At 66.4% G+C, this 20,278-nt stretch carries 22 protein-coding genes; 15 read left to right on the plus strand and 7 right to left on the minus strand.

The window, feature by feature from the left end; translation table 11 throughout:
- Positions 1-171: 171 nt before the first annotated feature.
- Positions 172-1,974 (minus strand): thiamine pyrophosphate-requiring protein, encoded by a 1,803-nt coding sequence (locus ACJEIK_RS16310; RefSeq protein ID WP_409429993.1) that lies wholly within the window; start codon positions 1,972-1,974, stop codon positions 172-174.
- A gap of 113 nt (positions 1,975-2,087) precedes the next feature.
- On the opposite strand from ACJEIK_RS16310, the gene ACJEIK_RS16315 reads away from it, so the two are divergent.
- The 3 genes from ACJEIK_RS16315 to ACJEIK_RS16325 are packed head-to-tail and all read left to right on the plus strand — an operon-like array spanning position 2,088 to position 3,188.
- Positions 2,088-2,459 carry a hypothetical protein gene (locus tag ACJEIK_RS16315; protein ID WP_064859008.1) on the plus strand — a complete coding sequence of 124 codons (372 nt, stop codon included), beginning with the start codon at positions 2,088-2,090 and terminating at the stop codon, positions 2,457-2,459.
- Between the two features lie 17 nt (positions 2,460-2,476).
- Positions 2,477-2,677 (plus strand): hypothetical protein, encoded by a 201-nt coding sequence (locus tag ACJEIK_RS16320; RefSeq protein ID WP_409429994.1) that lies wholly within the window; start codon positions 2,477-2,479, stop codon positions 2,675-2,677.
- Positions 2,658-3,188 (plus strand): DUF6328 family protein, encoded by a 531-nt coding sequence (locus ACJEIK_RS16325; protein ID WP_409429995.1) that lies wholly within the window; start codon positions 2,658-2,660, stop codon positions 3,186-3,188. The genes ACJEIK_RS16320 and ACJEIK_RS16325 overlap by 20 nt, the downstream gene beginning before the upstream one ends.
- Positions 3,189-3,248: 60 nt before the next feature.
- Here the strand turns inward: ACJEIK_RS16325 and ACJEIK_RS16330 are convergent, their stop codons facing one another.
- On the minus strand, positions 3,249-3,485 hold the full coding sequence (locus ACJEIK_RS16330) for a CsbD family protein (protein ID WP_409429996.1): 237 nt from the start codon (positions 3,483-3,485) through the stop codon (positions 3,249-3,251).
- 268 nt (positions 3,486-3,753) lie between these two features.
- On the opposite strand from ACJEIK_RS16330, the gene ACJEIK_RS16335 reads away from it, so the two are divergent.
- From ACJEIK_RS16335 to ACJEIK_RS16350, 4 genes are read left to right on the plus strand one after another with little or no spacing between them, the layout of a single operon-like run.
- The gene (locus ACJEIK_RS16335) at positions 3,754-4,668 is read left to right on the plus strand and encodes an alpha/beta hydrolase (protein WP_409429997.1); all 915 of its coding nucleotides are present in this window, start codon (positions 3,754-3,756) and stop codon (positions 4,666-4,668) included.
- 48 nt (positions 4,669-4,716) lie between these two features.
- The gene (locus tag ACJEIK_RS16340; protein WP_409429998.1) at positions 4,717-6,825 is read left to right on the plus strand and encodes a catalase; all 2,109 of its coding nucleotides are present in this window, start codon (positions 4,717-4,719) and stop codon (positions 6,823-6,825) included.
- The gene (locus tag ACJEIK_RS16345; protein ID WP_409429999.1) at positions 6,825-7,094 is read left to right on the plus strand and encodes a hypothetical protein; all 270 of its coding nucleotides are present in this window, start codon (positions 6,825-6,827) and stop codon (positions 7,092-7,094) included. The genes ACJEIK_RS16340 and ACJEIK_RS16345 overlap by 1 nt, the downstream gene beginning before the upstream one ends.
- Before the next feature lie 40 nt (positions 7,095-7,134).
- A complete protein-coding gene (locus ACJEIK_RS16350; protein ID WP_061000666.1) occupies positions 7,135-7,548 on the plus strand; it encodes a ChaB family protein in 414 nt (137 codons plus the stop codon).
- 4 nt (positions 7,549-7,552) lie between these two features.
- On the opposite strand, the gene ACJEIK_RS16355 is transcribed toward ACJEIK_RS16350, so the two are convergent.
- Both ACJEIK_RS16355 and dtd read right to left on the minus strand, forming a co-directional pair.
- Positions 7,553-7,984 (minus strand): hypothetical protein, encoded by a 432-nt coding sequence (locus ACJEIK_RS16355; protein WP_020101738.1) that lies wholly within the window; start codon positions 7,982-7,984, stop codon positions 7,553-7,555.
- A 43-nt stretch (positions 7,985-8,027) separates the two neighbouring features.
- Positions 8,028-8,468, minus strand: coding sequence for a D-aminoacyl-tRNA deacylase (dtd, locus tag ACJEIK_RS16360; protein WP_409431714.1), 441 nt, complete (start codon positions 8,466-8,468; stop codon positions 8,028-8,030).
- A 44-nt stretch (positions 8,469-8,512) separates the two neighbouring features.
- On the opposite strand from dtd, the gene ACJEIK_RS16365 reads away from it, so the two are divergent.
- Both ACJEIK_RS16365 and ACJEIK_RS16370 read left to right on the plus strand, forming a co-directional pair.
- Positions 8,513-9,565: a catalase family peroxidase gene (locus tag ACJEIK_RS16365; RefSeq protein ID WP_409430000.1), complete on the plus strand. Its 1,053-nt coding sequence runs from the start codon at positions 8,513-8,515 to the stop codon at positions 9,563-9,565.
- Positions 9,562-10,077, plus strand: a complete 516-nt coding sequence (locus ACJEIK_RS16370; protein ID WP_409430001.1) for a cytochrome b — start codon at positions 9,562-9,564, stop codon at positions 10,075-10,077. Before ACJEIK_RS16365 ends, ACJEIK_RS16370 begins: the two co-directional genes overlap by 4 nt.
- Before the next feature lie 99 nt (positions 10,078-10,176).
- On the opposite strand, the gene hisS is transcribed toward ACJEIK_RS16370, so the two are convergent.
- Complete coding sequence (gene hisS, locus ACJEIK_RS16375) at positions 10,177-11,436, minus strand: histidine--tRNA ligase (RefSeq protein WP_133426730.1); 1,260 nt, start codon at positions 11,434-11,436, stop codon at positions 10,177-10,179.
- Positions 11,433-12,098 carry an MBL fold metallo-hydrolase gene (locus ACJEIK_RS16380; protein WP_061000657.1) on the minus strand — a complete coding sequence of 222 codons (666 nt, stop codon included), beginning with the start codon at positions 12,096-12,098 and terminating at the stop codon, positions 11,433-11,435. The genes hisS and ACJEIK_RS16380 overlap by 4 nt, the downstream gene beginning before the upstream one ends.
- Before the next feature lie 32 nt (positions 12,099-12,130).
- On the opposite strand from ACJEIK_RS16380, the gene ACJEIK_RS16385 reads away from it, so the two are divergent.
- The 3 genes from ACJEIK_RS16385 (at position 12,131) to zwf (ending at position 15,450) form a co-directional block, all read left to right on the plus strand.
- Positions 12,131-12,907 carry a DsbA family protein gene (locus ACJEIK_RS16385; RefSeq protein ID WP_409430002.1) on the plus strand — a complete coding sequence of 259 codons (777 nt, stop codon included), beginning with the start codon at positions 12,131-12,133 and terminating at the stop codon, positions 12,905-12,907.
- Positions 12,908-12,973: 66 nt separating this feature from the next.
- The gene (locus ACJEIK_RS16390) at positions 12,974-13,855 is read left to right on the plus strand and encodes a peptidylprolyl isomerase (RefSeq protein ID WP_409430003.1); all 882 of its coding nucleotides are present in this window, start codon (positions 12,974-12,976) and stop codon (positions 13,853-13,855) included.
- 92 nt (positions 13,856-13,947) lie between these two features.
- Positions 13,948-15,450, plus strand: a complete 1,503-nt coding sequence (gene zwf / locus ACJEIK_RS16395) for a glucose-6-phosphate dehydrogenase (RefSeq protein ID WP_061000722.1) — start codon at positions 13,948-13,950, stop codon at positions 15,448-15,450.
- 3 nt (positions 15,451-15,453) lie between these two features.
- Here the strand turns inward: zwf and ACJEIK_RS16400 are convergent, their stop codons facing one another.
- Positions 15,454-16,080 (minus strand): TetR/AcrR family transcriptional regulator, encoded by a 627-nt coding sequence (locus ACJEIK_RS16400; protein ID WP_135356364.1) that lies wholly within the window; start codon positions 16,078-16,080, stop codon positions 15,454-15,456.
- 93 nt (positions 16,081-16,173) lie between these two features.
- On the opposite strand from ACJEIK_RS16400, the gene ACJEIK_RS16405 reads away from it, so the two are divergent.
- Genes ACJEIK_RS16405 through ACJEIK_RS16415 form a run of 3 tightly spaced genes read left to right on the plus strand, consistent with a single transcriptional unit; the run spans position 16,174 to position 20,275 of the window.
- Positions 16,174-16,605 carry an MmpS family transport accessory protein gene (locus ACJEIK_RS16405; RefSeq protein ID WP_409430004.1) on the plus strand — a complete coding sequence of 144 codons (432 nt, stop codon included), beginning with the start codon at positions 16,174-16,176 and terminating at the stop codon, positions 16,603-16,605.
- The gene (locus ACJEIK_RS16410) at positions 16,602-19,451 is read left to right on the plus strand and encodes an RND family transporter (RefSeq protein ID WP_409430005.1); all 2,850 of its coding nucleotides are present in this window, start codon (positions 16,602-16,604) and stop codon (positions 19,449-19,451) included. The genes ACJEIK_RS16405 and ACJEIK_RS16410 overlap by 4 nt, the downstream gene beginning before the upstream one ends.
- Entirely contained in the window at positions 19,448-20,275 is an 828-nt protein-coding gene (locus ACJEIK_RS16415; RefSeq protein ID WP_409430006.1) for a thioesterase family protein, read from the plus strand. The genes ACJEIK_RS16410 and ACJEIK_RS16415 overlap by 4 nt, the downstream gene beginning before the upstream one ends.
- Positions 20,276-20,278 lie beyond the last annotated feature (3 nt).

Raw genomic sequence — 20,278 nt, forward strand, 5'->3', positions numbered from 1 at the left:
GCGGAACGGCAATCTGCCGTAGTCGAACCCGACCACATTCGGCGAATCCTGAGAATTGAGGCCCCGCTCTGGACCGGATTCACGCGCCGAGTTGTAGTCCCTCGACTGATGCCGCTTTTGGCTAAGCGGCCACGCTGTACAACAGCGTCGTGTTCCTCACACTACACGCGGCTAACCGGCGCCACCACCGGAACGGGCGATGAACTCCTGCGCCTTGGTTTTCACGCCCCGATAGACCAGGTGCCAGCCGTTGGGGTCACCCTTGAGAACCGCGGCGGTCATGTCTTTGATCTGTTCGTAGGTGGCATGCGGCGGAATCGGCGGCACTTCGGGATCGCACCTGACGTCCAATACGACGGGGCGGTCGGCGCCCAGTGCCCGGTCCCAGGCCTCGCCGAGCCGATCGGGGTTGTCGACGGTGATGCCTTCCAATCCCACGGCACAGGCGATCTCGGTATACGAGACGTCCGGTAGCGATTGTGACGGCACGAATTTGGGCGCTCCGCCCATTGCCCGCAACTCCCAGGTGACCTGATTCAGGTCGCCGTTGTGGAAGACACACACCACCAGCCGCGGGTCAGACCACTGCGCCATGTAGCGCTTGATGGTCAACAGCTCAGCCATCCCGTTCATCTGCATCGCACCGTCGCCGACGAGCGCCACGACGGGTCGGTCCGGATGCACGAACTTCGCACCGATCGCGTACGGCACAGCGGGCCCCATGGTGGCGAGGGTGCCCGACAGCGAACCGCGCATCTCACCACGGAACTTGAGGCAACGCGCATACCAATTGGTGGACGAACCCGAATCGGCCGTCACGATGGCATTCGACGGTATCCGCTGCGAAAGCTCCCAGGCGACCCGCATCGGGTTGACCGGCCGGGCCGACAACATGCACTGGCGCTCGACGATGTCCCACCACCGAGAGACGTTGTGCTCGACAGTATCTCGCCATTTCCGGTCGGTTTTCGTCTCCAGCAGTGGCAGTATCGCACCGAGCGCGGCACCCGCGTCGGCGACGATGTTGACCTCCGTCGGGTAGCGCATGCCGATCGCCGCCCCGTCGATGTCGATCTGAATCGCGCGGGCCTGGCCGAACTTCGGCAGAAATTGGCTGTACGGGAAATTCGATCCGACGAGCAGCAGGGTGTCGCAGTCGCGCATCATCTCGTAGCTGGGTCGCGAGCCGAGCAGCCCGATGGATCCGGTGACATAGGGCAGATCATCTGACAGCACGTCCTTACCCAACAGCGCCTTGGCGACACCGGCTCCGGTCTTGTCGGCGAGTTCACGCACCTGATCGGCGGCGCCGCGGGCACCCTGGCCGACCAGAATCGCCACGCGCTCACCGGCATTGAGCACCTCGGCAGCCTTGCGGACCTGTTCGTCCTGAGGATGCACGGCGGGTGGCACATACTGCGGATCACTCGACGGCACCTGCTTGAACTCGTGTTGCGGAGGTTCGTACGGCTGCTCCTGCAAATCAGACGGGATCACCAGGGCCGTCGGCGCACGCCGGGCCAAAGCGGTGCGCATCGCCCGATCGAGCGCGTTGGGCAGTTGGTTGGCGACGTTGACCTCGACCAGGTAGTCGCTCGCGACATCCTTGTAGAGACTGTGCAGATCGACTTCCTGCTGATAGCTACCGCCCATCGCGCTGCGCGCCGTCTGACCCACGATCGCCACCACGGGAACGTGGTCGAGCTTCGCGTCGTACAGCCCGTTCAGCAGGTGGATGGCCCCCGGACCTGACGTCGCCATACAGACACCGACGCCACCACCGAATTTGGCGTATCCGGTCGCTCCGAACGCGGCCATCTCCTCATGGCGGGTCTGAATGAATTGCGGCTCATCGTCACTGCGCCCGAACGCGGCCACGATCCCGTTGATGCCGTCGCCCGGATAGGCGAACACGTGACGGACCTGCCACTGCCTCAGCCGCTCGAGTAGGTAATCCCCAACAGTCGTCGTCATAAGGGCGACGTACCCCCGCGATACCGGACGAAACAGGCGTTTCGCGGTCCGACCGCCCGGGTACGCCACCACAGGACAGTACGAATGAAACCCGCTATCACCGGGAGGTGTCGATGTCTGAGGTCCAGACCGGGGCGATCGCGCAACACGATGCAGACGCACAGGGAGACGGACACCGGCGCCGCACCGTCATCAATTGGGTGCTGGCCGGCCTCACCGTGCCGGGCGCCCTCGCCATCATCCTGTATCAATACGCCCAGGTCCTCGCGACCGCGGGCTGCTCCGAACGCACCTGCGCCAAGCTGGGTCCAAGCCCATTCGTGTTCGGGCTGATCGAGTACGGCGCGCCCGTGGTCGCCGTGCTCGCCGTTGCTCTGTCGTTCGTGACCGCGAAGACCCGGCACGGCATCGTGGTACCGCTGGTCGCCTGGGCGTTGCTGATCGCCGGATTCGCCGTCCTCACGTTCAGCTTCGAAACCCCCTGAGAGAAAAGGGGATTCCGGTGACCACTGACACGACGGTCGAAGCCGTCCGACCCGCGGACGTCACCTGGCTCACCGTCCGCGAAATCCGGGTGGAATCCTTGCCGCACAAGGACATCTTCAGTTTCTACGGTTCGGGGCCAGACGACCGCATCACTGTCGTCGATCGCGAGAAAGTTCGACGCAAGAACGATGTGTCCGATGACGGGCGAGCACGGTGACGAGGGCCCATCCGACCAGAGATGGGACCGGATGGCCCGTCACGAGACCGAAATGGAGCGACTGGACCGCAATTGGTCGAGTCTGTTGCAAGAACTCCGCGTCGCTCAGACCGGAGTGCAACTGCTCACCGGCTTTCTGATGACATTGCCGTTCCAGCAACGGTTCACCACACTGGACGACCAGAGCCAGACCTTCTACCTGGCGACCGTGGCCTTCTCGGTCGCGTCGGCGATTCTACTGATAGCACCAGTTGGCATGCACCGCATACTGTTTCGACAACGACGCATGTCCTTGATCGTCGCCGCAGCCCACCGATGCGCCTTCTACGGCCTACTCCTGCTCGGTATGGCCCTTACCGGAGTGACCGAACTGATCTTCGGTACCGTTGCGGGCCAGGTGGTGGGCTGGGTCGCCGGCGGCATCGGCCTGGCCGGCTTCTGCACGTTCTGGGTGCTGGTGCCTTTGGCCATGCAGAACAGCGGACGCAACGATACCGCTCGCGCACAATAGTTTTCGCGCAAGAAGCGGCCCGGCCTCCCCACTGTGAAAGGAGGCCGGGCCGTTCTTGGCTCACTGGTTCTGCTGCTGCCGCTTCTCCGCGGCCTGCGCACCGGAGCGGGCCGACTCGGCCTCCGCCTCTTTCTTGGCCGCATCGCGCTCGGCGTCGGCCTTGTCCTGCTGGGCCTGGCCCTCACGGACCATGTCATCCCGGCCGACGACGCTACCCGCAGCTTCCTTCAGCTTGCCCTTGACACCCTCGACGGCGCCCTTGATGCCCTCTTCAGGACCACTCTTGTTCTCTCCCACTGCATTTCCTCCTTGTGTTCGCGCGCTTGGCGAGCAGCACCTCGGCCTGCTCGGCGCATTTGATTCCGTTGAACAATCCGGCACTACCGACATACCTGGTCTACGCCCATCGGAAACCTGCTCCGGCGCACCGTTTGATCAAAATCTGGCGTGGGTATCGAGTGCCCAGGAGTTGATCACAATGCGAAATATCCGGCATGGCCAGGGAGTACGGCACCATCACCGCCGACGCAGCCCACAATCTCAGGCAATCGGCGCCTTCTGCCGGGTGTTCGTGAAGAACGCGGTACGGATGTGGGCCCTGCAACCGAATCTGGACTGGCCCTTCAGCGCCATCGATCAGGTCGCCGCGCTGGCCCCGCTGCCGAGATCGGCCACCGTTCGGCGGGTCCGGATGCCGTCCTGCCGGGCCGAATTGATCGGCACCGCCGGCTCGTCGGCCCGTCGCGCCATCCTCTACCTGCACGGCGGCGCGTTTCTCACCTGCGGCCTCAACACGCATCGCTCCTTTGCCGCCCAGCTGTCCCGCAGTGCGGACGCCGAGGTACTCAAAGTCGGCTATCGCATGTTGCCCGCTCACGGACTGTCGGCGGCACTGGCAGACGCGGTCGACGGGCTCCGCTGGCTGCTGCGCCGCGGCTACCACTGGTCCGACATCGTGGTGGCCGGAGATTCCGCGGGCGGATACCTCGCCCTGCAGACCGCGGCCGAACTGCTTCGGGACGGCCACCCGCCCACCGCCGGCGTGGCGGCGATCTCTCCCCTGACGACGCTCAACCCGCGCGACAAATCCCCCGGCGGCAAAGACCGCTGTGCGATGTTCACGGCGCGCGCGATGACGTCGTTCATGCGCTACGTCGCCGCGCATGGTGAGAAGAACCCGGCCGGGCACCCCATCGCCTCGCCCGTCGACGCCGATCTGCGGCGGATGCCGCCGGTGTCGATCCATGTCAGCAGCGACGAGTTTCTCCGACCCGACGCGGAATTGATGTACGAGAGGCTGACCGCGGCCGGGGCACAGTGCGAACTTCATATGTGGGACGGGCAGATTCACGATTTCCCGCTCGCTGCCGCCGTCTTGCCCGAGGGGCGGCGGGCAATCCGCTACATCGGAGATTTCGTCAAGCAGGTCGCCCCCGCGTCGAAGGAAGACCAGGAGTATCCGCCGGCCGCGTCGCTGTGAGCCCCGAGCGCCGCGTTTGTTGCCCATCGCGGTGGGTAACCAGACACGGTGGACGAAACATCGAATGCGAAGCACGAGCAGCTCGAGGCCGCGCGGGTCGACAACAACGCGGGCTACCTGACCACGCAACAGGGCGTCCGGGTTCCGCACACCGACGACGCCCTCACCGCAGGTGAGCGCGGGCCGACCCTGCTGGAGGATTTCCATGCCCGCGAGAAGATCACCCACTTCGACCATGAACGCATTCCGGAGCGAGTCGTGCACGCGCGCGGCGCGGGGGCCTACGGATACTTCGAGCCCTACGACGATTCGCTGACCGATTTCACCACGGCGAAATTCCTGACCACGCCAGGCCTGCGGACGCCGGTGTTCGTCCGCTTCTCCACCGTCGCGGGGTCCCGCGGCTCCGCCGACACCGTGCGCGACGTACGCGGCTTCGCCACCAAGTTCTACACCGAGCAGGGCAACTACGACCTCGTCGGCAACAACTTTCCGGTCTTCTTCATCCAGGACGGCATCAAGTTCCCCGACTTCGTCCACGCGGTGAAGCCGGAGCCGCACAACGAGATTCCGCAAGCCGCATCCGCCCACAACACGCTGTGGGACTTCGTGTCGCTGCAGCCGGAAACGCTGCACGCAATCATGTGGCTGATGTCCGACCGGGCCCTGCCGCGCAGCTACCGGATGATGGAAGGCTTCGGCGTGCACACCTTCCGGCTGGTGAACGCCACCGGCGAGGGCGTCTTCGTGAAATTCCATTGGAAGCCGAAACTCGGTGTGCACTCGCTGCTGTGGGAGGAATGCCAGCAGATCGCCGGTAAGGATCCGGACTTCAATCGCCGCGACCTGTGGGACGCCATCGCGGCCGGCCAGTTCCCCGAGTGGGAGCTCGGTGTCCAGCTGATCCCCGAATCCGACGAGTTCGCCTTCCCGTTCGATCTGCTCGATTCGACCAAACTCGTACCAGAGGAACGGGTTCCGGTGATCCCCGTCGGCCGGATGGTGCTCGACCGCAACCCGGACAATTTCTTCGCCGAGACCGAGCAGGTCGCATTCCACACCGCCAATTTGGTACCGGGCATCGATTTCACCAACGATCCCCTGCTGCAATTCCGGAACTTCTCGTACCTCGACACCCAACTGATCCGCTTGGGCGGGCCGAATTTCGCGCACCTGCCGGTCAACCGGCCCGTCGCGGCGGTCACCAACAATCAGCGCGACGGGTACGGTCAGCACACGATCCCCGTGGGGACCACGAGTTACCTCAAGAACAACCTCGGCGGTGGCTGCCCCGCGCTGGCTGATGCGGATGCCTTCCGCCACTACACCGAACGCGTCGACGGCCACAAGATCCGCAGCCGCGCAGAGAGTTTCAAGGACTACTACAGCCAGCCCCGGCTGTTCTGGCTCAGTATGTCGAGCGCCGAGCAGGATCACATCGTCGCCGCGTTCTCGTTCGAACTCGGCAAGGTCGGCCCCGAGACCGGCATCCGGCCACGAGTCATCGCACAGCTCAACATGATCGACCACGAGCTCGCCGAGCGGGTCGCCGCCAAGCTCGGACTTCTGGCACCGGATGAGGTCGCCGTGCCCGACGGGGTGGTGCCGTCGCCCGCGCTGTCGCAGCTGAACACCGCGACCGATTCCATCGTCAGCCGCCGAATCGCAGTCCTGGCCGCAGACGGCGTGGACCTCCGGGGCACCGAACGCACCGCCACCGCCCTCAGGGAGCAGGGCGCCACCGTCGACGTCGTCAGCCTCATCGGTGGCGGCACCATCACCACCGACACCGGCCAGGAACTCGCCGTGGACCTCGGTCTCAACACCACCTCGTCGGCGCTCTACGACGCGGTGCTGGTACCGGGAGCGCTGAACTCCGTTCAGCTACTCGCCCAGGATGGTTCGGCGATCCATTTCGTCAGCGAGGCCTACAAGCACCTGAAGCCGGTCGCCGCGTTCGGTGCGGGCATCGGCTTGCTGCGCGCCGCGGGGATCAACCCCGAATCCGCCGGACTGACCGAAACCCACACGGACCGAGGCGTTGTCACGACGACGTCGCATGGTGGTGCGCTCGACGAGCTGTTCATCGAGGCGTTGATCGACACGATCCGGCGGCATCGGACTTGGAACCGGGCAACCGAGGCGGTGCCGGCCTGATGTCTGACGACCATCTGCTCAGCCCGAGCGAGTCCACCGACTCCGACGAGTTGCACAACCGCGACGGCGATCAAACTGTCGAGCCACCCGAAGGCTGGCATGGGGCGGATCAATTCGGTCTGCTCGAAGACGAAGCCGAAGAGGGTGAATCCCTCGACGACAAGCTGGCCGCCGAGGAGCCGGATGTGCTCGGGGGCCCGGTCACGCCGGATACCGAGGAGGACGCCTCGTTCTTCCCGGTCGTCGACAACGAGTCGGACACCAATTGATCTGCCCGCCAGATGTTTTCACACCGTGAGGAGGAGTGTCATGCCGAAGACCACGAAGAAGGGGCAAGCCAAGAAGAGTGAGCTGCCCAGCACACTGCAGAAGTCGAGCCCCAAGGCACAACGCACGTTCGCCAAGGCGCACGACTCGGCCGCCGAGGAATACGGCGAAGGCGAACGCGCCCACCGGGTCGCCTACTCAGCGCTCAAGCACAGCTATGAGAAGGTCGGCGACCACTGGGAGAAGAAGGACCACAAAGGCCCGTCGGACGAGCGGGCGCGCAGCGGCGGGCCCAACGCCCGCGGCAAGACCGCCGAAGGCGTCGATACCCAGGCCACCAAGAAACACCTCATGGACGTCGCGCGCCGGCTCGACATCAGGGGCCGGTCGACCATGAACAAGGGGGAGCTGGTCGACGCGATCGAGAAGGCCAACCGGCGGGCCAGCCGCCGCTAGCGAACTACCACTGACCGAGCTGGCACTGCACGTTGTACGGCGCGGTCTGGTGCGCTGCCGACTGCCCGTCGACCGCGATGTCGCACGTCGAGTCCGGAGCGGCCTGGCCGCCGTGCGTGGTGCTGCTGACGGTGAAGATGGCCCACTGCGGGTCGGCCAGCGTCGTGGTGAACACCCACGGGGCGTCGGGACCGACGGTGACCGTCTCACGCTTGAGGTAGGCGTAGGCGTCGGCGTTATAGGCGGCCTTGTTGGCCGGCTGATTGACCAGGTAGAGCAGGTCGAAGGTGGCCGGGCCGCCCACCGACAGCGTGTACCGGACCTCGTGGCCGGCCGGGGCGGCAGACGCCACCGGCGCCATCAGCCCAGCGGCCGCCACTGCTGCCGCGCCACACACCACTGACAACTTGACTGTCGCTTTACGCATGCCGGTCATATCGACTGACGGTACCGGACCGTTACACCCTGCATCAGACGTATCACCCCGCCTGCAGCTCCAGCAGCACCGTCACCGGGCCGTCGTTGGCCAGTTCGACGTGCATGTGGGCACCGAACCGGCCGGTGGCGACCTCGGCCCCCAGTTCCCGCAGCGCCGCCGCGAACTCGTCGACGAGCGGCTCGGCGACCGGCCCGGGCGCCGCGGCATTCCACGACGGCCGGCGGCCCTTGGCGGTGTCGGCGTAGAGGGTGAACTGACTGACCACGAGAATCGGGGCGCCGACATCGGCGGCGCTCAGCTCGCCGTCGAGGATGCGCAGCCGCCACAGTTTGTCGGCCATCTTGCGTACCACCGCGGCGTCGTCGGTGTGGGTGAGACCGACGAGCGCCACCAGACCCTGAGGATCCGGGGTGATCTCACCGACGGTCTGCCCGTCGACAGTCACCCGCGCCGACGTCACCCGCTGCACCAGTACCCGCACGTTCGCAGATGTTGCCACAGCAGTTTGTGGTACCTGTGGTGGTCATGGACGGCCCATCCTGGCGCGGTACTCCCCTCACCCGGCGTTCGGTCCTGGTCGGCCTCGGCGCCGTCGGGGCGTTCCTCGCCCTTGACCTCGGGCTGGTCGCGTACACCAGCCGCGCCGGCACGCTGACCCGCCAGACATTCCTGGACGGCTTCCGGGGCGTTTTCGGCGATCACCCCGGCTTCCGGAAGAACCATGCCAAAGGGGTCTCGGTGGTCGGACATTTCATGAGCAACGGCAACGCCGCGGCCCTGTCCCGTGCCGCGGTATTCGGGCCGGGTGAGACGCCCGTCGCCGGCCGGTTCTCCCTCGCCGGCGGCAACCCGACGGTCGCCGATACCCCCGGTGCGGCCCGCGGGCTCGGCCTGGCCATCGGCTTCCCCGGCGCCGCCCAGTGGCGGACCGCGATGCTGAACATCCCGGTGTTCCTCGACAACTCACCGCAGGGCTTCTACGACCGGCTGCTGGCGTCCAAACCGGTCGCCGACGGCAAGCCCGATCCGAAGGTCATGGCCGACTTCCTCAGCCGCCATCCGGAGACCGCGGCGGCGATGGCGCTGGTCAAGAAGAGCCCGCCCACACCGGGTTTCGCCGACAGCACCTTCTCGGGTCTGCACAAGTTCCATCTGGTGAACCACGCCGGCGCCCGGACCCCGGTGCGCTGGTCGTTCGTCCCACAGCAGACCGCGCTGCCGCCGAAGTCCGACGACCCCAACGCGTTGTTCGACGCGCTGATCCTGCAGTTGAAAAAGGCTCCGCTGCAGTGGAATCTGCGGCTGACCGTCGGCCGTGACGGTGACCCGACCGATCCGACGCTGCCGTGGCCGGCCGACCGGCAGGTCATCGACGCCGGCGTCTTGACCCTCACCGAAGCCCACACCGATGCCGCAGGCAATGCCCGCGACATCAACTTCGATCCCCTGGTCCTGCCCGACGGCATCGAACCCTCCGACGATCCGCTGCTCAGCGCCCGGTCCGCCGTGTACGCCGGGTCGTACCGGGCGCGGACCACCGAGCCGAAAAGCGCCCCGGCCGTTCAGGTTGTCCCATGACCGGCCGCTTCCCCATCCGGACCCGCGTGCTGCACTGGCTGACCGCGGTGGCGGTCTTCGCCGCACTTCTGATCGGCTTCACGATGACCAACCAGATCGGCTCCCACGCAGCCCTGGTCGCCGTCCACATGACGCTGGGCATCAGCATCCTGGTCATCGTGATCGTCCGGGCGGCAAACAGATTCACCCACAAGCCGCCGAAGTGGCCCGACACGGTGGGACCGCTGGAAGGCAAACTGATTGCCGGGTCCGAGCTGGCGATGTACGCCATGCTGCTGGTGCAGCCGCTGGTCGGCTGGGCCATGGTGTCGGCGTCGGGCACCCCGGTACGGGCCTTCGGATTGACGCTGCCCGGCCTCGTCCCCTTCGACGCCGACCTGTACGGCATTCTGCGGCAGGCACATTCGGTGGTGGCCTACCTGCTGGTGGCCGCCATCGCCGCGCACGTCAGCGCCATCCTGCTCCACACCCTGACCCTCCGCGACGGCATGCTCCGCCGCATGACCCACTGAGCCTTCTCCCGCGAGCGTGCGTGTTTGTACACCGACACGCCGTGTCTGGCGTGCATTTTGGGGTCGCTCAGCGCTGACGAGCGGCCCCAAAATGCGCAGCTAAGGAAGTAGCGCGGCCACTCGGGCGACGACGTCGGCGATGGGCACGTCGACCTGCTCGCCGTTCGACAGATCCTTGACGCCGACGGTGCCGGCCTCGATGTCGCGGTCACCGGCGACCAGGGCCACCTTGGCACCGGAGCGGTCGGCGGCCTTCATCGCGCCCTTGAGGCCGCGGTCGCCGTAGCACATGTCGGTACGCACACCCGAACCACGCAGGGCCGCAACGATCTTCGCCAGTTCCAGCTTGGCCGGCGCGCCCAGCGGCACGGCGTACACATCGACCGCCGCAGGCGAAGCCACCGTCTTGCCCTCGGCCTTGAGCGCCAGCACCGTGCGGTCGACGCCGAGCCCGAAGCCGATGCCCGACAGGTCCTGACCGCCCAGCTGCTTCATCAGGCCGTCGTACCGGCCACCGCCGCCGATGCCGGACTGCGCGCCGAGGCCGTCGTGCACGAACTCGAACGTGGTCTTGGTGTAGTAGTCGAGGCCGCGGACCATGCGTGGGTTGATCACGTACGGCACGCCGAGGGCGTCCAGGTGTGCCAGCACGGTGTCGAAGTGTTCCTTGGCGGCCTCCGACAGGTGATCCAGCATCACCGGGGCGTCGGCTGTCATCTCCTTGACGTGTGGCCGCTTGTCGTCGAGCACGCGCAGCGGGTTGATCTCGGCCCGGCGCCGGGTGTCCTCGTCGAGGTCCAGCTTGAACAGGAAGTCCTGCAACAACTTCCGGTACTGCGGGCGACAGGTGTCGTCACCCAGTGAGGTGATCTCCAGGCGGAACCCGTCGAGGCCCAGCGAGCGGAAACCGGCGTCGGCCACCGCGATCACCTCGGCGTCCAGCGCCGGGTCGTCGATGCCGATGGCCTCCACACCCACCTGCTGCAGCTGGCGGTAGCGGCCGGCCTGGGGGCGCTCGTAGCGGAAGAACGGTCCGGAGTACCGCAGCTTGGCGGGCAGCGCGCCGCGGTCGAGGCCGTGTTCGATGACGGCCCGCATGACGCCGGCGGTACCCTCCGGGCGCAACGTGACGGATCGGTCACCGCGGTCGGCGAAGGTGTACATCTCCTTGGACACCACATCGGTGGACTCCCCCACACCGCGCGCGAACAGCGCGGTGTCCTCGAACACCGGCAACTCGATGTGGCCGTACCCCGCCAGCCGCGCGACGTTCAGCAGACCGTCGCGCACCGCGACGAATTCGGCCGAGTCCGGGGGCAGGTAATCCGGGACGCCCTTGGGCGCCTGAAAATCGCTCAACTTGATAAGCCTTCGAGGAATGGGTTGGTACGGCGTTCGGCGCCGATCGTGGTCTGCGGGCCGTGCCCAGGTAGTACCACGGTGTCGTCGTCGAGCACCAACAGTTTTGTCACGATCGAGTCCAGCAGGTCCCGGCCGCTGCCGCCCGGGAGATCGGTGCGGCCCACCGACTGCTTGAACAAGGTGTCGCCGGTGAACGCCAGGTCGGCCGGGCCATCACTGACGCGGAACACCACCGAACCCCGGGTGTGGCCCGGGGTGTGGTCGACGGTGACGGTGATCCCGCCCAGATCGAGCTTGTCACCGTCGCGGTCCAGTTCGACAACCTGCTTGGGCTCGGAGAACAGCACCCCGAACGCCAGCTGGGCCAGCCGCGGACCGAACCCCTTGATCGGATCGGTCAGCATGAACCGGTCCTCGGGGTGGATGTATACCGGGCAGCCGTAGGTGTCCGCCACCTTCTGCGCCGACCAGATGTGGTCGACGTGGCCATGGGTGAGCAGCACCGCCGACGGGGTGAGCCGATTCTCATCCAGGATTTCGCGGATGCGGCCCATGGCCCGCTGGCCCGGGTCGACGATGATGGCGTCCGACCCGGCGCGCGCCGCGAGGATGTAGCAGTTGCACTGCAACATCCCGGCCGGAAACCCCGTCAACAACACGAAGCCATTTTCCCACGTGGGAAACTGCCTCCATGACGCAGCCAGGCCCCTGGGGACCCCCGCCGCAATACGGTCCGGGCTTTTCGCCACCGAAGAAGTCCCGCACCGGCTGGGTGATGTTCGCCGTGATCGCCGTCATCGCGCTGGTCGCGGCGGGTGTCGCCGCCGTCATCGTGCTTCGCCACGAGAACGAGCCCGTCGGTGGCGCCGCCGCGACGTCATCGACGGATTCCGGGCCGACGCCCCTGCACTCGATCCACCTCGCCGCGCCGAACGTCGCGACCAAGCCGGGCAGCTCCGAGCCGAAGGCCACGCTAACGGTCTACGAGGACTTCCTGTGCCCGTTCTGCCGCCGGTTCGAGCAGGTCTACGGTCCGACCATCGGCAAGCTGATCACCGACGGCCGCGTCGCCGTGGACTACACCATGGTGTCGATCCTGGGCCGTGGCGACGTGACGTCGTACTCGGTGCGGGCGGGCGCGGCGGCATACTGCGTGGCCGACGCCGACACCGCGGCGTTCCAGCGGTTCCATGCCGCGCTGTTCGCGCATCAGCCCGAGGAGGGGGCGGCGTCGTACCCGTCCGATGACGAGCTGGTCGCACAGGCCGGGAAAGCCGGCGCACCTGATTCGGTTGCCGACTGCATCACCAGCGGCAAGTACCGCGGCATGGTCAACAACGCGGTGAAGAGCGCAGGTATCAACTCGACGCCGACGGTGCTGCTCAACGGCGCCGACATCGGCGACGCCGTGCTGCAGAGCCCCGATCCACAGGCGCTGCTGGACCAGCTCAAGACCGTCTCAGGGTGACCTGGCACACTCGGTTCCGAACAAGGCGGGGCACTTGCCCCGACCGTGACAAGGAGGACTTCGGCGGTGCCGACGAACGAACAACGGCGGGAGACCGCCAAGCGCAAGCTGGAACGGCAGTTGGAGCGCCGGGCCGAGAAGGCCCGTAAGCAGCGCATCATGACGATCGCCGCGTCGGTGGTCGCGGTGCTCGCGGTGATCGGCGGCGTCACCTTCGGCGTCATCTACCTGAACAAGGACTCCAAGTCGTCGTCGGCGACGGCCTCGGCGTCGACCGAGAGCTCGACCGCGCCGGCGCAGAACCCGCCCGCCGACGGCAAGCTGCCGCCGTTCGTGGCGCCCGCCGGCCTCGGTGAGAACTGCCAGTACCCGGCGTCGTCGGAGCAGGCCAGCAAGAAGGTCAACCCGCCGCGCACCGGCAAGATCCCCACCACGCCGCCGACGGTGACGGCGAGCATGAGCACAAGCCAGGGCAACTTGGGACTGACGCTGGACAACGCCAAGGCCCCGTGCACCGTCAACAGCTTCGCCAGCCTGGCGCAGCAGGGTTACTTCAACGACACCCCCTGCCACCGGCTCACCAAGGGCGGCCTGGCCGTCCTGCAGTGTGGTGACCCGACCGGCTCCGGCATGGGCGGCCCGGGCTACCAGTTCGCCAACGAGTACCCGACCAACCAGTACCAGCCCGACAGCCCCGCGCTGAGCCAGCCGGTCGTCTACCCGCGCGGCACGCTCGCGATGGCCAACGCCGGCCCGAACACCAACGGCAGCCAGTTCTTCCTGGTCTACCAGGACTCGCAGCTGCCGCCGGGCTACACCGCGTTCGGCACCGTCGACGCCACCGGCCTGGCCACGCTGGACAAGATCGCCCAGAACGGCATCGAGGGCGGCGCCGGCGACGGCAAGCCCGTGCAGCCGGTCACGGTGAAGTACATCCAGCTGGACTGACAGTTCACGAAGAAGGCCCGGTCACCACGGTGACCGGGCCTTCTTCGTGTTAGGCCCTGCACGGACCCGGCAGCGGTGGAATCATGCGCATCGTGGCGAACACCAAACCGCAGACCATCTCGTACCCGGCGCCCGGCTCGCGGCCGAACCGCCACGACGATGTCGCCGTCGACCCTCACGTGATCGTGCTGTTCGGCGCGACCGGCGACCTCGCCAAGCGCAAACTGCTGCCCGGGCTGGCCTATCTGGACCAGTCCGAACTCGCGCCCGACATCCAGATCGTCGGGACCTCGCTGGAGAACCTGACCATCGACGAGTTCCGGGAGCTGGCCAAGGCCGCGATCGATGAATTCGGCAGCCATCACCTGACCGACGAGCAGTGGGAACGGTTCGCCGCGACGCTCACGTATGTGCCGCAGAGCGCCGGGCCGTCGGGACTGGCGGCCGCGGTGGCCGCCGCCGAGAAGAAGCTGGGCCCGAATGTGCGCCGGCTGCACTATCTTTCGGTGCCACCGAAGGCTGCGCGAGCAGTGATCGCGACGCTGGACGAGGCCGGGCTGGTCGAGCGCTCCCGCGTCGTCATGGAGAAGCCGTTCGGCACCGATCTGGCCAGCGCCGTCGAACTGAACAACTTCGTCCACGAAACCTTCGACGAGACACAGATTTTCCGGATCGACCACTTCCTCGGCAAGGAGGCCGCACAGAACATCCTGGCGTTCCGGTTCGCCAACGGCCTGTTCGAACCGATCTGGAATCGCAACTTCATCGACCACATCCAGATCGACATTCCCGAGATGCTCGGACTGGACGCCCGCGCCAACTTCTACGAGAGCACCGGCGCCTACAAGGACATGGTCGTCACCCATCTGTTCCAGGTCATGGCCTTCGTGGTGATGGAGCCGCCGACGGCGCTGGAGCCGCGCGCCATCAGCGAGGAGAAGAACAAGGTTTTCCGGTCCATGCTGCCGGTGAAGGTGTCCGACGTCGTCCGCGGGCAGTTCACCGGCTACCGCGAACTCGAGGGCGTGGCAAGGGATTCCGATACCGAAACGTTCATCGCCCTGAAGGTCGGCATCGACAACTGGCGCTGGGCGGGCGTGCCGATCTACCTGCGCACTGGCAAGAAGATGGCCGAGGGCATGCGCATCATCTCGATCGCCTTCAAAGAGGCGCCGCGCACCATGTTCCCCTCGGGCTCGGGCGTCGGCTCCCAGGGACCCGACCATCTGACCTTCGACCTGGCCGACAACTCGAAGGTGTCGCTGTCGTTCTACGGCAAGCGGCCCGGGCCCGGAATGAAGCTGGAGAAGCTGTCGATGCAGTTCTCCGCTACTGAGGCCGACGGTGCCGATCAGGTGCTGGAGGCGTACGAGCGGTTGATCCTCGACGCCATGCGCGGCGACCACACGCTGTTCACCACCGCCGAGGGCATCGAGTCACTGTGGGCGAATTCGGCTGCGCTGCTGGCGGATCCGCCGCCGGTCAAGAACTACCAGCCCGGCACGTGGGGGCCCAACGCCATCCACCAGCTGATCGCCCCCAACGCCTGGCGGCTGCCGTTCGAACGGGGTTGGCGAGAGGCGAAGAAGAAGTAGGGCTTACGGCCGCGGCGCCGCGGCCGTCTGCTCGAGCTGCAGGATCGCGGCGTCGACCATGGTCTGAATGATCTCGCAGGTGCTGAAATCGCTCATCCACAGATGCGGGGTGTCGGTGCGATGCAGCATCGCGACGCCGTGCAGCGCCACCGACAGCGCGGCGGCCACCCGCTGCGCGTCGGGCCCCGGCTCGGAGTCGGGGTCCATGCCGCCGGCGGCCAGCAGCCCGCGGGTGACCACCTCGAGAGCCTGGCGCGCCGACGGGGTGATCTCGTCCACCTTGACCATCAGGACGTAGCGCAACGGAAACCGTTGGGCGAAAGCCACATACGCGCGGCAGCCGAGCAGCAGGCGCTCGCGCCGCGTCTTGCCGCTCGGCACCTGCTCGGCGATGTCCCGGTTCACCTGATCCCAGCTCAGCTCCGCAACGGCGGCCAGGACGTCCTCACGACTGTCGAAATGGGCGTACACCGACATGTTCGAGATGCCGGCTTCACGCGCGATGCTGCGCAATGACACCTCGTTCGTGGACTCCGAGGAGTCGACGACCCGAATCGCGGCGGCCAGGATTTCGTCGCGCAGGAGTGCGCCCTGTCCTCGAACATTCCGCTGCCGTGTCGAGCCCGCCATGCCTTCACCCTAATCGCCGTCGTGACGAGGTGTGATGGTCGCCACCGCACCGTAACTATACATGCGTATGCATACGGTCGTATGGTGCTGTTCATGAACTGGTTGCTCAAGACCGCGCAGCGCGGCTGGGTGCTGCCGACGGTTGTCGGGGTCGTCACGGTCGGGGGTTTCGTCATCGACCGCTTCCACGGCGTGTTCGGCAGCCGGCCTTCCGCCGAAACCCGTACGGACAACATCGTTTCCACGATCCCGAAGTACGTGACGTACGAGGTCGACGGACCATCCGACACCACCGGGATGATCAGCTACGTCGACGAGCGGGCCCAGCCGCAACAGGAGCGCTTCACCTCGCTGCCCTGGTCGAAGACCCTGACCACCACGGTGCCGAGCGTGTTCGCCAACCTGGTTGCCCAGGGCGACAGCAGCCGGCTGACCTGCCGCATCACGGTCAATGGCGAGCTGCGTGATCACCAGGCCGCCGAGGGCGCCTCGGCGACCACCTTCTGTCTGGTGAAGGCAGCATGAGCGGCCAGCACAGTTCGCGGGGCGGTTATCCCCGCTGGATTCGCATCCTGTCGGTGCCGATCATCCTGATCTGGCTGGCGGCCACCGCCGCCACCAACCTGCTGGTGCCCAAACTCGAAGTCGTCGGCGCGAACAATGCCGTATCCCTCTCACCACAGGACGCCCCGTCGGTCATCGCGACCAAGCACATCGGCACCACGTTCGGCGAATTCGACTCCGACAGCGTCCTGATGATCATCATCGAGTCGGACCAGGCACTGGGCGACACCGCACGGCATTACTACGGCGATCTGGTTCACCAGCTCGAGCAGGACACCGCGCACATCGAGCACGTGCAGGACTTCTGGGGCGACCGCATCACCTCGGCCGGCTCCGAGAGCGAGGACCACAAGGCCGCTTACGTCCAGGTCAACCTGCGCGGTGACCAGGGCTCCACGCAGGGCGTCGAATCCGTCGACGCGGTGCGGCACATCGTCGACCACAGCCATCCGCCTGCCGGGGTGAAGGCATTCGTCACCGGCCAGGCCGCCCTGGTCGCCGACACCAACGAGGCCGGCGACAAGAGCATGGTCAAGATGACGGTGGTGACACTCGTCGTCATCGCCGTGATGCTGCTGGTCGTATACCGTTCCCTCGCAACAACTTTCATCGCTCTGCTGGTCGTGCTGACCGAGATGAGCATGGCTCGCGGACTGGTCGCCGTCCTGGGCAACGCCCAATTGATCAGCCTGTCGACATTCGCCGTCAGTGTGCTGACGGCCCTGGCGATCGCTGCCGGCACCGACTACTGGATTTTCCTCGTCGGCCGCTACCACGAGGCCCGCAATGCCGGCGAGGACCGGGAAACCGCCTACTACTCAACATTTTCCAGCGTCTACCACGTGATCCTGGGTTCCGGGCTGACCATCGCCGGCGCCATGATGTGTCTGTTGTTCACCCGGTTGAACTACTTCAATACCCTGGCGTTGCCGTGCGCGACCGCGATGGCCGTCATCCTGGTCATGGCGCTGACCTTCGCGCCCGCCGTGATGGTCGTCAGCACCCACTTCGGGCTGCTGGACCCCAAGCGCGCCAACAAGTCCCGCGGCTGGCGCAGGGTCGGCACCGCCGTCGTCCGCTGGCCCGGGCCCATCCTGGTCGCGGCGACCGCCGCCGCGCTGGTCGGGGTGCTGGCCCTGCCCGGGTACCGCACCAACTACGACAACCGGTTCTACGTACCGAACGACGTGCCGTCCAACATCGGCTACGCGGCCGCCGAAAAGCATTTCACCTCAGCCCGAATGAACCCCGACATGCTGATGATCGAGGCCGACCACGACCTGCGGAACTCCCGCGACATGCTGGTGCTGGACCGGATCGCCAAGAACATCTTCCGGGTACCGGGCATCGCCCGGGTGCAGAGCATCACCCGGCCACTCGGCCCGCCGATGGAACACGGCTCGGTGCCGTTCCAGATCAGCGCCCAGGCCGTCTCGATGAACGAGAACCTGCAGTTCCTCAAGGCCCGTCTCGGCGACGTGCAGACCATGACGGACCACCTCACCTCGATGATCGGCATCATGCGGCACATGCACGACCTCAGCGTGCAACTGGCCGATGCCACGCATGCCGGAGATGTTGCCGCCCAGGACATGTCGGCCACCACCGCCGAGTTGCGCGACCAGATCGCCGACTTCGACGACTTCTTCCGACCGCTGCGGAACTACTTCTACTGGGAGCCGCACTGCTTCGACATTCCGATCTGTCACGCCATGCGTTCGGTGTTCGACGCCACCGACGGCTTCGACCGGCTGGCCGACAACACCAAGGCGCTGTCCGACGCGATGGGCAAGCTCGACGTGGTGACGCCGCAGATCGCCGCTCAGTTGCCGCCGCTGATCAGCCTGTCCACCGACGTCCGCAATCTGATGCAGACCATGCGCAGCACCTTCGACGGCATGGTCACCCAGATGGAGCGCATGACCGACACTGCCGCGGCCATGGGACAGACGTTCGACGACGCGAAGAACGACGACATGTTCTACCTGCCGCCAGAAGCGTTCAGCAGCCCCGACTTCCGGCGCGGCATGGAGCTGATGCTCTCCCCCGACGGCAAGGCAGCCCGCTTCATCGTCACTCATGATGTGGATCCCGCGACCCTGGAGGGCATTTCGCACGTCGACGCCGAGCTGCAGGCCGCCAAGGAAGCCGTCAAGGGCACGCCGCTGGCCAGCGCGAAGTTCCATCTCGGTGGTACCGCCGCGACCTACAAGGACATCCAGCAGGGCGCGCACTATGACCTGCTGATCGCCGCCCTCGCCGCGATCATCCTGATCTTCGTGGTGATGCTGCTGATCACCAGGGCGCTGGTCGCATCGATCGTCATCGTCGGCACCGTGGTGCTGTCTCTCGCCGCGTCTTTCGGGCTGTCGGTCCTGATCTGGCAGTACTTCCTGGGCGTCGAGCTGCAGTGGCTGGTGATCGCCATGTCGGTCATCGTGCTGCTGGCCGTCGGCTCCGACTACAACCTGCTGGTGGTGTCGCGCTTCAAGGAAGAGATCGGCGCCGGCCTGCGCACCGGGCTGATCCGCGCGACCGGCGCGACGGGCGGCGTCGTCACCGCCGCCGGCCTGGTGTTCGCGTTCACCATGATCTCGATGATCGCGAGCGACCTGCGGTCGGTCGGCCAGATCGGCACGACGATCGGGCTCGGCTTGTTGTTCGACACCTTCGTCGTGCGTTCCCTGATCACGCCGTCGATCGCGGCGCTGCTCGGGCGCTGGTTCTGGTGGCCGCTGAAAGTCAGGTCCCGTCCCGCCCGCACGAACCGAAGTGTAAGCACAACAACGGAATTGGAGATGGCATGAGCACCCACCCGTTCACCGACCTGACCACCGTCACCGCGATCGATTCCGGCGTGTTCGTCGCCAACATCGACGACAGGTGGACCATCGGGCCCAAAGTGCACGGCGGTTGCATGCTGGCATTGTGCGCCGCCGCCGCTCGACGCAGTGTTCCCGACGCCGCCGAACTCGCCCCGATTGCGTTGAGCGCCAACTACCTCAACGCACCCGATCCGGGCGAGGTCCAGCTGAGCACGACGATCCGCAAACGCGGCCGGCAGGTGAACCTGATCGAGGTCGAGCTATCGCAACGCGGCCGAGTCGCCGTCACGTGCTCGGTCGCCCTCGGACCGCTCGATGCCAAGCCGCCGCGCCATCAGGTGCCGCTGGATGTCTGCTCGATGACAGTCGAACCACCGGCTGATGCGGTACCCGTTACCCCCGACCACCCACTCGGGCAGGTCGTCCACGTCGCGCAGGGCTGCGACATGCGCCTGGATGCCGCCACGCCGTTCCTCACCGGTATCGAAGGCGACCCCGTCACCCGGATTTGGTTGCGTCCCTTTGCCTCCGATGAAGCCGATCCGGATACGGCCTTGCTCTTCGCGCTGATGGCAGGCGACATCACGCCGCCGGTCACGATGAATCGCGGACACTTCGGGTGGACACCCACGGTCCAGCTGACCACCTACCTGCGCCGCCGGCCGGCACCCGGGTCGCTGCGGGTCATGGCCAGCTCCACCGTCATCGGTGACACCTGGTTCGAGGAAGACCACCTCATCCTCGACGCCAACGGCCAGGTGGTCACACAGAGCCGACAGCTGGCGATGCTGCCGCTGGGGTCCTGACGG

This window comes from Mycobacterium sp. SMC-16, from assembly GCF_046250085.1.
Taxonomy (GTDB): Bacteria; Actinomycetota; Actinomycetes; order Mycobacteriales; family Mycobacteriaceae; genus Mycobacterium; species Mycobacterium phocaicum.